This is a genomic window from Ensifer sp. LBL (assembly GCF_050435225.1).
GTDB lineage: Bacteria > Pseudomonadota > Alphaproteobacteria > Rhizobiales > Rhizobiaceae > Ensifer.
In genome coordinates this window covers 105,516-118,066 of record NZ_JBNDJY010000008.1, presented here as the reverse complement: position 1 = coordinate 118,066, position 12,551 = coordinate 105,516, and the positions used below count along the sequence as shown (strand labels likewise).

Below are 12,551 nucleotides of genomic sequence, written 5' to 3'. Positions count from 1 at the left end.
ACCGCGCAACCCACGAACGCCATAACTCAGGAGGAACCCGCCTGTGCGCCCGACCACAGCCTCGCCCTGTATTACGACCAACCGGATTGCCGCGTCGCGGGACTTTTACCAGACATACTTCTCTGCGCGGCTGACCTTCGACTGCGGCTGGTACATCAGCCTGGAACTGGGCCAAGGCCTGTCGCTGCAATTCATGGAACCGCAACAGGGGCAGCCCGTGTGCAACACCGAAGGCCTCACCTATAATCTCTGTGTCGAAGATGTCGATGGCGAGTATCGCCGGATCACGGCGGCAGGCCTTGCCGCGGCACTGCCGATCGAGGATCACCCTTGGGGAGATCGTGGCTTTGCGGTGAAGGACCCGAACGGAGTGCTGCTCTACATCTACTCCAACCGCGAACCGGCGCCGGAGTACAAGCCGTTTGTCATCGCCTCGGGTGCCGTATGACGGATGATCGGATCCGGGCCCTTCTGCGGGAGATCGAGCTTCATCGCGGCGATCAGGTCGCGATCATCACCCGACTGCGGGAATTCGCGCTCGCCTCGGGCCCTGCGGTCACCGAGGAGGTGAAATATGGCGGCATCCTGTTTTCGTCCGGTGAGAGCTTCTGCGGCGTCTTTTCCTACGCAGAGCACGTGACGCTGGAATTTAGCCGGGGCGGCGCCTTGCCCGATCCACATGCCGTCCTGGAAGGCTCGGGCAAGCTTCGCCGCCACATCAAGCTCCTGTGCCCGGCGGATATAGATGAGAAACACGTCGCACAGTACATCGAGATGGCCCGCCAGGCCGTCGATCGCTGAAGGAGCGATCGCGCCCTGCGACGCTGCCACAAATCGTCAGGCCGCGCCCTTGTCGGTTGCGTGCGGGTTCTCGACCTTCGGCCAGTTATTCTTCGGTGCGCGCTTGTAGTCGGTCCTGGCCGGATTGTTCGGGTAGGGCGTGCCGGCCGAGCAATAGAGGATCTCCGCCGCGATCTTGGAGAACGAGGCGTAGAAGTGGTTGGTCGACTTGATGACCAGGATCTTCTTTTCCGTCGGGTCGATGCCCATCACCGAAAACAGGCTCGGATCGAAGCTTTGCGCCCGGGTCGAATTGAGGATGATGTCGATACCCTTGAAACGGATGTGAGCCGCATCTCCGAAGGGAGCGAAGCTCTCGCCGAAGCGCATCTCGGCATTCCGCACCAGCTTTACCACCTTGATCGTGCCATCGACCGGATTGCCGGTTCCCGGCGCCGACTTGGCGCCGAAGCGCAAGGGGATTTCGGCGCCTTCGCCCGCCGCCATGCAGATCTGCACCGCCATCGGATCCCAGATCGTGCCGACCGCAACGTCGGTTGCGCCGCGGGCGAGCAACTCTTCAAGCAGCACCGTCGCGTCGCCGGCCGTACCTCCGCCCGGATTGTCCCAGACATCGGCGATGACAACGGGGCCTCTGGTTGCCGCGAGCGCCTCGTCGACCGCCTGCTTCTCGTCGATCTGCGGCATTATGAAGGTGCCGCGGTGGGAGAAGAGTTCGAGACCCAGTTCCCGCGCGAGGTTCGCGCCCTTCTCCGGCCTGCCGTTGGTGACGGCAAGCAGCTTCGTCCCCATTTCCGGGACGTCGCCGGCCATGAAGCCGTGGATCACGGAAAGCGAAAGCACGTCGGCGTCTTCCTTCTCGATGCGCATCAGCTTGTCGACGAAGGAGCGCATCGGATCGCGCGAGGTCGGGTAGACGTCGATCATCCGACAGTCGAAGATCGACATGACGGGTGTCACACGGCCTTCGAGCGTGTCGACGGCGATCTTCCAGAGATCCTCGGCCCGGTCGACGAAGTCGGTGTGCGGAAACTCCTTGAAGTAGACGAAGAAGTTCGAGGCGGCGGCGCGCTTGGCGGTCAGGTGGCTATGGGGGTCGAGTTCGGCGCAGACGAGGATATCGGGGCCGACGATTGCGCGCACGCGCGCCAGCAGGTCGCCTTCGGGATCTTCGTAACCATCGGCGACCATCGCGCCGTGCAGGCCGAGCACCACGGCGTCGACGGGCATGGCAGCGCGCAACTGGCCAAGGATTTCGTCGCGCAGGCCTTCGTAGGTTTCACGGTTGACGAGGCCAGCCGGGTCCGCCCAGGTCGCGGTTCCCTCGATCAGGTCCCAGCCCTTCTCAGCGCAGACGCGCCGGCCGACGGTGATCGGCGCCGTGCAAAGCGTCGGCGTCTCCGGGTGTTCTCCCGGCGGAGCGTATAGCGAGGCTTCAAAGGCCCTGCGGTCGATGCAGATCGGAGAGAAGGTGTTGGTCTCGGTCGCAAGCGCCGCTGTGAAGATCCGCAATGCCGTTGCCTTTTCTATCGCGTCACGCCCGCAGCGCCGCTCATCCGGCCGGATGAGCGAAAGCCGCTGCAAGCTCTAAGTCTGGCGCATGATTTTTCCCGGACGGGTGACGATCCAGGAAATTATGCGGAAATCGCGCCCATCGGGTTTGGCAGGTAGCCGGTAAAGCCGGCGATCTTCCAGCGTCCCTCATGCAGACGGCAGTAATAGACTGTCTGCCATTTCAGGATGTCGACGCTGCCGTCCGTCTTCTTCAGGCTGCCGTCGAACTTCTTGCGCGCCAGCGCCTGCTCGCCGTTGATCTCGATGTCCTCGAGCGTCGTCGTGGTGAAGATCGCAGTGCGCGGATCCTCGGCGAAGCTCTGTGTCGCAAAATCCTGCGCCTGGCGCAGCCACTCTTCGCGATAGGCGGCGAGCGACGGGAACGTCAGTCGCCAATTGTCCGGATTGGTTTCGCGGCGTCCGTCGATGCCGATGAAACTCTCTCCGACGAAATCGTCTGCAACCATCGACCAGTCGGCTGCCAGAAAGGCAGTGATGTCGCGGGAGACCAGCATCTCCCAGATCGAGTGGCGTGCAGCATCGGAAGAGGGGAATGGATTGAGAAAAGGATCCCGCATATTCGCGCCCTGGATTGAAATTCTTTTCATGAATGGTGTTTTTCGCTAGCCAAATTCAGCTTTCTATGGTCACTTGTCAACGATCAAAGAAAATAATTTGCAAGAAGGCTCAAGATGACGATCAAGCGCTATGGTGCGGAACAGGTCGGCGCTGGCGGCAAACCTTTGCCCTTTGCGCGCGCTGTCGAGGCGGACGGCTGGCTCTATGTCTCCGGTCAGGTCGCCATGGAAAACGGCGAAATCATCGAGGGCGGGATCATCCCCCAGACCCACAAGACGATCGCCAATGTGATGGCCATTCTGGCGGAAGCCGGCTACGGCCCGGAGCACGTGGTTCGTTGCGGCGTATGGCTCGACGATCCCCGGGACTTCTGGACATTCAACAAGATCTACCAGGAGTACTTCGGCGCGCATCCGCCGGCACGTGCCTGCGTCCAGTCGTCGATGATGGTCGATTGCAAGGTCGAGATCGACTGCGTGGCCTATAAGCCGAAGGAAGGCTGATTCTGGAGCGGGAGCGGTTTTCGGTCCGCAGCCCGCTCTCATTCGTGATCCGAGCAAGGCGTAAGCGGGCGATGGACATCTTCGCGACACTGCAGGAAGAAAAAGGGCGGCTCTCCCAATCGGAAAACCGCATTGCCGATATTCTCCTGAACGACTTCGAGTTCGCGGTAAACGCCTCCATCATCGAGCTCGCAGGCAAGGCGGACGTTTCGCCGCCGACGGTCACCCGCTTCTGTCGCCGGCTGGGCTGTGACAGTTTCTCCGACTTCAAGGTGCAGCTTGCGCGCACCGCCTATATCGGCATGCGCTACCTGAAGCCCGAGCCGAAGAGCCGCGAGACCGGCGACGTCGCCCAGGACATTATCACCAAGTCGCAGAACGCGTTGTTCTTGCTGCATCGCTCGCTCGATCTGGCCGCGATCGAACAGGCGGTCGAGCGGATTGCCTCAGCGGAAATGATCTATGCCTTTGGTTCCGGTGGCAATTCGTCGATGATCGCCGGCGAACTTCAAAACCGGCTCTTTCGTTTCGGGCTGCGCATCACGTCCAGCTCTGATCACAGCATGCAACTGATGATGACGGCGGCGGCCCGGCCGACGGACGTGCTGATCGGCTCCTCATTTTCCGGCCGCAACGCCGAACTGGTGCGCGCCTTCACGCTCGCGCGCGAACTGAAAGTGCCGACTATCGCACTGACGCAGAGCGGCAGCCCGGTGGCCAACGCTGCCAGCATCACCGTTCCGGTCGACCTGCCCGAGGGCAACAACATCTACCGTCCCACCTCCACCCGCATCGCCTATCTGGCGCTGCTTGACATCCTCTCCAGCCTCGTCGCCTACCGGGTTCAGCCGCAGGCAACAGCCACACTTCGGCGCATCAAACAGCAGCTGGTGACGCACCGCGACGGTGACGACCGCCAGTTGCTCGGAGACTGACGTGCCGCGAAAGGTCAACGCATGACGCAATCTCTCGCGATCGTCACCGGTGCCGCCGGCGATATCGGCCGTGCCATCGCCCGCAAGCTTTCCGACGACCATGACGTGGTCCTGCTCGTCGACATCGATGCGGAGGCCGCCGAAAAGGCAGCACGGGCGCTTGGCGACGATAGGCGCTTCGTCGCTGTCGCCTGTGACGTGACCAACGCGACAAGCGTTGCTGCGATGGCAGCGAAGGCCGCGGAGAAGGGCGCCGTCCGCACCCTCGTCAACAATGCGGGTGCCGCCCGTGCCGTCAGCCTGCACGACACGACGCCGGAGATCTGGCGCATGGACAATGCGCTGAACCTCGAGGCAGCCTTCCTCACCTTTCGCGCCGTCGAGGACATGCTGAAAGAGACCCACGGGTCGGTCGTCAACATCGCCTCGGTCAACGGCATGAACGTCTTCGGCCACCCGGCCTATAGCGCCGCCAAGGCCGGCCTCCTACACCTGACCCGACTGATCGCGGTCGAGTACGGCAAGTTCGGCATCCGCTCGAATGCGGTGGCGCCCGGTACGGTGCGCACCCAGGCCTGGGAGGCGAGGGCGGCATCGAACCCGGACGTATTCGAAGAGGCGCGCCGCTGGTATCCGCTGCAGCGCATCGTCAATCCCGATGACGTCGCCAATGCCGTGCATTTTCTCGCAGGCCCGCTGGCGGCCGCCATTTCGGGCGTCTGCCTGCCTGTCGATTGCGGCCTGACCGCAGGACAGGCGGAGCTGGCCCGCACGTTCTCGCAATCAAGCCACTACTGACATAAGCATTCTGGAGGATGAGCATGCACCCGGTTTCCTACCGTCTCGAGGCGTCCTGGCAGCCGGATGGCGGGCCGTTCGGGCGGTTTACCTTCACGCTGTTCAATTTCTCCGGAGCGCCGCTTTCCGGTTTCAGGATCGTCTATACCTCGCTCACCCGGGTGATTGATCCCAAGGCCTGCGACAATGCCGTATTCCTGCGCCGCAACGCCAACTTTCACGAATTCGCGCCGCCAACGGGGCTGACGATCGAAAACGGCGAGAGCTGGACCTTCACTGTCAGCGGCCTGCACCGCAATGCGCGCCACTGCACCGATGGTGCGAAGTCCGCCTATCTGACGCTCGCCGATGGCCGGCACGTGCCGGTTGCCGTCTCCGACCTGCTGCTTGAAAATGCTGTCAGTGAGCCGCCGCCAGTGCGGCTGCCGGAAGGCAAGCTCGATCAGCCCTATGCGTTGCAGCCCTGGCCGGCGAAGCTCGAGCTTCGTGCTGGAGACGGCTTCCCCGTCGTTCTCTATCCGGCGGTCGGCGCGTCGGGCGAGGATGTCGCAGCCATCGATACGGTTCTGGCGATGTATCATCGCCTGTTTGCTGCGGGGCACGCCCCCTTCAGCCTGGCGGCCTCGAAGCAGGGGCGGGCGATTGTCTTTGCCGCCGACGCTGGTCTTAAGGCTGAGGCCTATCGGCTCGACTTTTCCGAGACCGAAATTCGCCTCAGCTTTGGCGGCAGCGCCGGCCGGCAATATGGTTTGACCAGCCTGGTCCAGCTTCTGGATGGGGCACGCAACCATCCGCAAAAGTTCCGCTTTCCGGCGAGCGGCACAATTTCGGATGCGCCGCGTTACAGCTGGCGCGGTTGCCACCTCGACGTCTCCCGCCAGTTCTATCCGACGGCGGATGTGGCGCGGCTGATCGACATTCTCGCTTGGTTCAAGCTCAACGTTTTCCATTGGCACCTGACCGACGACGAGGCCTGGCGCCTGGAGATCAAGGCATATCCGCAACTGACCACGCTTGGCGTGTTGCGCGGGCCGGATGAGCCGCTGTTGCCGCAGCTCGGCAACGGTGCTGAGCCCGTCGGGGGCTTCTACAGCCAGGAGGACGTCAAGGCGATCGTCGCGCAGGCGACGGCGCTGCATGTCGATGTCGTGCCGGAGATCGACATCCCCGGCCACAGCACGGCGACCCTGGTGGCGCTGCCGGATCTGACCGACGGCCAGGAGGCACCGGAGAGCTACCACTCGGTTCAGGGCTATCCCAACAATGCGCTCAACCCGGCCGTTGCCTTTACCTACGTGTTTCTGGAGAAAGTCCTCGACGAAATGGTCGAGCTTTTCCCGAGCGCCTACATCCATATCGGCGGCGACGAAGTGGCGAACGGTTCTTGGCTCGCTTCGCCGCTGGCCAAGAAGCTGATGGAGCAGGAGGGCATCTCCGGCACCTTCGCGCTGCAATCCTACTTCCTGAAACGGGTCAAGCAGATGCTGACGGCGCGTGGCCGCAAGCTCGCCGGCTGGAACGAGGTGGCGCATGGCGGCGGTGTCTCGACCGAAGATACGCTGCTGATGGCCTGGGAGCGGCCGGAGGTCGGGATCGAGCTCGCGCGCGAAGGCTATGATGTGGTGATGACCCCCGGTCAGGCCTATTACCTCGACATGGCGCAGGCCGATGCCTGGCAGGAGCCGGGCGCAAGCTGGGCCGGTACGGCGACACCTGCGCACACCTATGGCTACGAGGCCGAGGGCGAGTTCCCGGACGAATTGAAGGCCCGCCTCAGAGGGGTGCAGGCCTGCATCTGGTCCGAGCATTATCTTTCGCGCGGCTACTTCAACCGTCTCGTCTTCCCGCGGCTTCCTGCTATCGCTGAAGCGGCATGGACACCGAAGTCGGCGAAGGACTGGCTTCGCTTTGCGGCCATCGCGCCGCTCAGCCCGAACCTCTGAGGGGAACGCCCATGCGCATCGCCGTTGGTGGGATCCATACCGAATGCAGCACCTATTCGCCTGTCCTGATGACGGAGGAAGATTTTCGCGTGCTGCGCGGACAGGCGCTGCTGGACGCCGAATACTTCGGGTTTATGAAGGCAGAAGGCGTCGAGCATCTGCCGCTGCTGCATGCGCGCGCCGTGCCCGGCGGTCCGGTGTCGCGTCCGACCTACGACGCCTTCAAGGCGGAGTTCCTCGACAAGCTGCGTGAAGCCCTGCCGATCGACGGCCTCTATCTCGCCATGCACGGCGCCATCAAGGTCGATGGGGTGGACGATGCTGAGGGGGGCTGGATCTCGGCCGCCCGCGCTGTCGTCGGCCCCGATTGCCCGATTGCGGCCAGCTACGACCTGCATGGCAATGTCAGCCAAGAGATCATCGACCAGCTCGACATCTTTGCCGCCTATCGAACCGCGCCGCATATCGACACGCCGGAGACCATGACCCGTGCCTGGTCGATGCTCGTCTCGGCGCTGAGAGACGGCACGCGTCCCGGCATCGCCTGGGCACCGGTTCCGGTCCTGCTTCCCGGCGAATGCACATCGACGGAGGACGAGCCGGCAAAGTCGCTTTACGCGCAACTGCCCGAAATGGATAAGCGGCCGGGCGTTCTCGATGCCAACCTGATGGTCGGTTATGTCTGGGCCGACGAGCCGCGGGCGACCGCCTGTGCGGTGGTAACTGCTACCGATAGGGCGGCGGCCAAACGGGCAGCGGAGGAGATTGCCGCCGGCTACTGGTCCGAACGTCGAAACTTCCGCTTCGGTCCTGTGACGGGGCCGCTGAACGAAATGCTCGATATCGCCGAGCGGGCAACGACGACGCCGATCATTCTTGCGGATTCCGGCGACAACCCGACCGGCGGCGGCGTCGGCGACCGCGCCGATGTGCTGAAGGCGCTGCTCGCCCGTGGCTGGCGGGGCGCCTTGATTGCCGGTATCACGGACCTGCCGGCGGTCGAAGCCTGCTTTGCCGCCGGTACCGGCGAAACGTTGATGCTCAAGATCGGCGGCAGCCTCGATCCGGCAAGCCCACGCGCAGAAATGCTGGCTGAGGTCGTCACGCTGGACGATCCCGGGCCTGCGAAAGAGCGGCAGGCGGTGGTGCGTGTCGGCGCGATCGATGTGGTCATCGCGGCACGCCGCAGGCCCTACCACAACATCGAGGATTTCCGGCGGCTGGGCCTCGACCCCAAGGCGGTGCGGTTGCTCGTCGTCAAGTCGGGCTATCTTTCGCCTGAATTGGCGCCGATCGCCAACCCCAACCTGATGGCCCTGACTGACGGGGTCGTCAATCAGGACATAGAGGGGCTCGCGAGCCTGCGCCGTCAGCGACCGGCTTATCCGTTTGACCAGGACTTTGCCTTCGAACCTGTCGCCCGCTTTTCGGCGCGTTGGTCGAGCGGCGGCTGAGACATGTTTCGCATTTTCCCTCCCCGATTTTCGGGTAGGGCTTTCCTCAAAGCGCCGCGCGTCGTTCGACGCGCAAGGAGCGCTGAAACGACTTGGCCTTCCGCATAACACTGTCCTTAAATCGATCACAATTTAAGCGATTGTGCGATATCCTCCACCCGCTTCGCGGATACATTCTAGAATGACCTCCACCATTCTCAGCGCCATGCGCAACCCGGCCATGCGGATCAGCATGCTGGCAATCTTCCTGTTCGGGTTTGCCGGTGCGGCCACCTCGCCCTATCAGTCCGTCGTCGGTATCAACGAGCTGGGGCTCAGCGACGCTGTCTATTCGCTGCTGATCCTGCTTGCCTCGACAGTGAACGTCATCGTCAGCGTTTCGATCGGCATTCTGGCCGATCGTGTCGGCAACTACCGACTGCTGATGTCGACGGCGATCTTTTTCGGTGTTGTCGGCTACGGCATCGTCTATGTGCTCCCGCACCAGATGAGCTTCGTCGTCAGCGTCCTCTTGCTGCTGCCGATCTACGGCGCGGTCTACACGCTGCTCTTTGCCAATGTGCGCAGCATCGCCCGGCGGATGAGCGGCCATGACGCTGCGTCTCTGACGACGGGCGCCCGCGCGGCCATATCCGTGTCCTGGGTTCTGGTGCCCGGACTGGTCGGCTTTGCGCTCGCCGGCGGCGACAGCATGTTGCCGGCCTATCTGCTCGCCTGTCTCGGTTGCCTCGCCAATCTGCTGATCGTCTATTTCAAACTGCCCAACGAAAGCGGGGCCGACGCATCGCTCGGCAAGCGGCTTTCGTACTGGACGTCTTTTCGGGAGATCCTGGCGCCGCGGATTTTCCTGCGCGTCATCGCGGTTGCGATCATCACCTCGTCGCTGCACGTCAATGCCGCCGTGCTGCCCCTGATCATGACCGACGAGATCGGCGGCAGCGTCACCGATATCGGCATCATCGTCGGCATCGTCGCCTTCCTCGAAGTCGTGTTCATCTTCGTCTGGGCGCGCATCCAACTGAGCCTCGTGCCATTCAAGGCGCTGGCGCTCGGGACCGCGATCTATATCGGCTACATGGTGCTGCTCGGCTTCTCGACTGCGACCTGGCAAATCTACGCGCTCACGCTGATCAGCGCCTTTGGCGCCGCCGCGTTGATCACGATCCCGATCAGCTACCTCCAGGACCTGATTGCCGACCGACCGGGATTGGGGAGCTCGCTGCTCGCCGTGAACCTTTTCCTGAGCGGCGGTCTTTGTGCTGGGCTTTTTGCACTCGGCACGCGGATCAGCGATTACTCGGGCACCGCCCTGCTTGGCGGTGCCGGGGGCCTTGCCGGGCTGGTGCTGCTGCTCGCGCTCGACGGCGACAAATCAGGGAAGAAAACAGTCCGGCGTTCGTGAGTCAGTCCCAGGGCTCGTCGACAAAAGTGCAGGTGAACTTTGTCTGGTTGTCCTGGAGACACCTCTTCTTCTGATCGGCGAGGATCATGATCCTTGCGAAGAAGCGCGAAAAGTCGGCTTTGCTGGAGGTAAAGGTGGCTATCCCCAGAGCGTGCGCCTGGGCCTGCGCCACACAGGTCGCCAATTCCTGGTCGGGGACATCGCTGTTTGCAACGATGACGGCTCGGTCAAACCGTCCTTCCGCGGAATAGTTCACGGCGGAAGCGCAGTTCGGTACGCCAGTTGCCGCAGTATCGTTCAGTAGGCGCTCGTAGTAGGCGTCGAAACCGAAGTCTTCAATCTTGCTGACGTCGACCCGCCCATTCTTGACGACGTCCTTTCTGAAGATCACGCCGATGGTGTTTCTTCCAAGGCCCGGTTGAGCCTTGGTCTCAAGTCCGGCGGCCATGGCGATCATTTGAATTGTCGAGAAGACCACGTCCCTCTTCTTGGTCTCCCCTTGGCTCATGCCGACGCCGATAAACTCCGGGAAGGCGGTAAAATGCCGTTCTCCGTTGCGAACAGGGCCGAAGAAACTCACGGTCTGGGCGAGCGCGGACGAGGCAACAAAGACGCCCGCAAGAAGCCCGGTGGCAAACATCAGATGTCTAATGGTTCTTCTCCTATTCGTGCCGTAACGCATCAAGCCTTCTCATCAAAGCCAGTGCGCACGTGAGCGAACGGAGACGTCCTGCAACGCGTCGCGGGCAATGCGATGGCATCTCGATTTTTCTAGCATTGCTATCAACGGCTGCAAGGCGCCGGAGTCAGGAAGACGCACTCCTGACGCCAGTCTCATCAAAAAGTGATAGGGGCGCCTTTCGGCGCCCCTATCTGTAGGTCCTTGAGTATGTCGGTCGGGCGCGGATCAGTTGCCGAGAATGCCCGGCAGGCGCAGGCCTTTTTCCTTGGCGCAATCGAGCGCGATGTCGTAGCCCGCGTCGGCATGGCGCATGACGCCGGTTGCCGGGTCGTTCCAGAGCACGCGCTCCAGGCGCTTGGCCGCATCATCGGTACCGTCGGCGCAGATGACGACGCCCGAATGTTGCGAGAAGCCCATGCCGACGCCGCCGCCATGATGCAGCGAGACCCAGGTGGCGCCCGATGCGGTGTTGAGCAGAGCGTTCAGAAGCGGCCAGTCGGAGACGGCGTCCGAGCCGTCCTTCATCGCTTCGGTTTCGCGGTTCGGCGAGGCGACCGAGCCGGAGTCGAGGTGGTCGCGGCCGATGACAACAGGCGCCTTCAGCTCGCCGTTCCTGACCATTTCGTTGAAGGCGAGGCCGAGGCGGTGGCGATCGCCGAGGCCGACCCAGCAGATACGCGCCGGCAGGCCCTGGAAGGAGATGCGTTCGCGCGCCATGTCCAGCCAGTTGTGCAGGTGCTTGTTGTCGGGCAGCAGTTCCTTGACCTTGGCATCAGTCTTGTAGATATCTTCCGGATCGCCGGACAGGGCCGCCCAACGGAACGGGCCGACGCCGCGGCAAAAGAGCGGACGGATATAGGCCGGAACGAAGCCCGGGAAGGCGAAAGCGTTTTCGAGACCTTCTTCCTTGGCGACCTGGCGGATGTTGTTGCCATAATCGAAGGTCGGGATGCCCATGTCCTGGAAGGCGATCATCGCTTCCACATGCTCGCGCATCGAGGCGCGGGCGGCCTTTTCGACAGCCTTCGGGTCGCTTTCGCGCTTGGCCTTCCATTCGGCCATTGTCCAGCCCTTCGGCAGGTAGCCGTTGACCGGGTCGTGCGCCGAGGTCTGGTCTGTGACCATGTCCGGGCGGATGCCGCGGCGGACCATTTCCGGCAGGATCTCGGCAGTGTTGCCGAGCAGACCGACGGATTTCGCTTCGCCGTTCTTCGTCCAGCGGGCAATGATTTCCATCGCCTCGTCCAGCGTCTCGGCTTTTTCGTCGAGGTAGCGGGTGCGCAGGCGGAAATCGATCGAGTCCGGATTGCATTCCACGGCGAGGCACGATGCGCCGGCCATGACGGCGGCGAGCGGCTGGGCGCCGCCCATGCCGCCGAGACCGCCGGTCAGCACCCACCTGCCCTTGAGATTGCCGCCGTAGTGCTGACGGCCGGCTTCCACGAAGGTTTCGTAGGTGCCCTGCACGATGCCCTGCGTGCCGATGTAGATCCACGAGCCGGCGGTCATCTGGCCGTACATGGCGAGACCCTTCTTATCCAACTCGTTGAAATGGTCCCAGTTCGCCCAGTGCGGTACGAGGTTGGAGTTGGCGATGAGAACGCGAGGCGCATCCTTGTGGGTGCGGAACACGCCGACCGGCTTGCCGGACTGGACCATCAAGGTCTCGTCGTCGTTGAGGTCCTTCAGCGTCTCGACGATCTTGTCGAAGTCGGCCCAGGTGCGCGCCGCGCGACCGATACCGCCATAGACGACCAGCTCGTGCGGGTTTTCCGCCACGTTCGGGTCCAGATTGTTCATCAGCATGCGCAGCGGCGCTTCGGTCAGCCAGCTCTTGGCATTGAGCGTGGTGCCCTGAGGGGCGCGCACGTCGCGAATGTTGTGGCGCGGATTGTTGATG

12 protein-coding genes are annotated in these 12,551 nt (G+C 62.8%); 8 read left to right on the top strand and 4 right to left on the bottom strand.

Translation table 11 applies throughout. From position 1 onward, the window contains the following. Positions 1-43 precede the first annotated feature (43 nt). Positions 44-448: a VOC family protein gene (locus OKW20_RS27660; RefSeq protein WP_429177360.1), complete on the top strand. Its 405-nt coding sequence runs from the start codon at positions 44-46 to the stop codon at positions 446-448. Further along, positions 445-801, top strand: coding sequence for a DUF1801 domain-containing protein (locus OKW20_RS27655; RefSeq protein WP_429177358.1), 357 nt, complete (start codon positions 445-447; stop codon positions 799-801). Before OKW20_RS27660 ends, OKW20_RS27655 begins: the two co-directional genes overlap by 4 nt. A 36-nt stretch (positions 802-837) precedes the next feature. Here OKW20_RS27655 and OKW20_RS27650 read toward each other — a convergent pair whose 3' ends face one another. Both OKW20_RS27650 and OKW20_RS27645 read right to left on the bottom strand, forming a co-directional pair. After that, positions 838-2,313 (bottom strand): M81 family metallopeptidase, encoded by a 1,476-nt coding sequence (locus OKW20_RS27650; RefSeq protein WP_429177356.1) that lies wholly within the window; start codon positions 2,311-2,313, stop codon positions 838-840. A gap of 122 nt (positions 2,314-2,435) precedes the next feature. Beyond that, positions 2,436-2,933 (bottom strand): hypothetical protein, encoded by a 498-nt coding sequence (locus tag OKW20_RS27645; RefSeq protein ID WP_429177354.1) that lies wholly within the window; start codon positions 2,931-2,933, stop codon positions 2,436-2,438. A gap of 114 nt (positions 2,934-3,047) precedes the next feature. Between OKW20_RS27645 and OKW20_RS27640 the strand changes: the two genes are divergently transcribed. From OKW20_RS27640 to OKW20_RS27615, 6 genes are all read left to right on the top strand, one after another. Further along, positions 3,048-3,437, top strand: a complete 390-nt coding sequence (locus OKW20_RS27640) for a RidA family protein (RefSeq protein WP_043613462.1) — start codon at positions 3,048-3,050, stop codon at positions 3,435-3,437. Between the two features lie 71 nt (positions 3,438-3,508). Next, positions 3,509-4,372, top strand: a complete 864-nt coding sequence (locus OKW20_RS27635) for a MurR/RpiR family transcriptional regulator (RefSeq protein ID WP_043613460.1) — start codon at positions 3,509-3,511, stop codon at positions 4,370-4,372. 21 nt (positions 4,373-4,393) lie between these two features. Further along, a complete protein-coding gene (locus OKW20_RS27630; protein WP_043613458.1) occupies positions 4,394-5,170 on the top strand; it encodes an SDR family oxidoreductase in 777 nt (258 codons plus the stop codon). Positions 5,171-5,193: 23 nt separating this feature from the next. Continuing rightward, on the top strand, positions 5,194-7,113 hold the full coding sequence (locus tag OKW20_RS27625) for a beta-N-acetylhexosaminidase (protein ID WP_429177352.1): 1,920 nt from the start codon (positions 5,194-5,196) through the stop codon (positions 7,111-7,113). An 11-nt stretch (positions 7,114-7,124) separates the two neighbouring features. After that, entirely contained in the window at positions 7,125-8,567 is a 1,443-nt protein-coding gene (locus OKW20_RS27620) for a M81 family metallopeptidase (protein ID WP_429177350.1), read from the top strand. 181 nt (positions 8,568-8,748) lie between these two features. Continuing rightward, entirely contained in the window at positions 8,749-9,969 is a 1,221-nt protein-coding gene (locus tag OKW20_RS27615; protein ID WP_043613453.1) for an MFS transporter, read from the top strand. A 1-nt stretch (position 9,970) separates the two neighbouring features. Here OKW20_RS27615 and OKW20_RS27610 read toward each other — a convergent pair whose 3' ends face one another. Further along, positions 9,971-10,609: a hypothetical protein gene (locus tag OKW20_RS27610; RefSeq protein WP_429177348.1), complete on the bottom strand. Its 639-nt coding sequence runs from the start codon at positions 10,607-10,609 to the stop codon at positions 9,971-9,973. A 267-nt stretch (positions 10,610-10,876) separates the two neighbouring features. Further along, the gene (gene hutU, locus OKW20_RS27605; protein WP_429177623.1) at positions 10,877-12,550 is read right to left on the bottom strand and encodes a urocanate hydratase; all 1,674 of its coding nucleotides are present in this window, start codon (positions 12,548-12,550) and stop codon (positions 10,877-10,879) included. Between the last annotated feature and the right edge of the window lies 1 nt (position 12,551).

What these genes read in the sequence shown, in the direction of transcription:
- OKW20_RS27610 (WP_429177348.1), bottom strand. Translation starts at nt 10,609, where the DNA reads ATGTTTGCCACCGGGCTTCTTGCGGGCGTCTTTGTTGCCTCGTCCGCG.
- OKW20_RS27620 (WP_429177350.1), top strand. Translation starts at nt 7,125, where the DNA reads ATGCGCATCGCCGTTGGTGGGATCCATACCGAATGCAGCACCTATTCG.
- OKW20_RS27640 (WP_043613462.1), top strand. Translation starts at nt 3,048, where the DNA reads ATGACGATCAAGCGCTATGGTGCGGAACAGGTCGGCGCTGGCGGCAAA.
- OKW20_RS27625 (WP_429177352.1), top strand. Translation starts at nt 5,194, where the DNA reads ATGCACCCGGTTTCCTACCGTCTCGAGGCGTCCTGGCAGCCGGATGGC.
- OKW20_RS27615 (WP_043613453.1), top strand. Translation starts at nt 8,749, where the DNA reads ATGACCTCCACCATTCTCAGCGCCATGCGCAACCCGGCCATGCGGATC.
- OKW20_RS27655 (WP_429177358.1), top strand. Translation starts at nt 445, where the DNA reads ATGACGGATGATCGGATCCGGGCCCTTCTGCGGGAGATCGAGCTTCAT.
- OKW20_RS27635 (WP_043613460.1), top strand. Translation starts at nt 3,509, where the DNA reads ATGGACATCTTCGCGACACTGCAGGAAGAAAAAGGGCGGCTCTCCCAA.
- OKW20_RS27630 (WP_043613458.1), top strand. Translation starts at nt 4,394, where the DNA reads ATGACGCAATCTCTCGCGATCGTCACCGGTGCCGCCGGCGATATCGGC.
- OKW20_RS27645 (WP_429177354.1), bottom strand. Translation starts at nt 2,933, where the DNA reads ATGCGGGATCCTTTTCTCAATCCATTCCCCTCTTCCGATGCTGCACGC.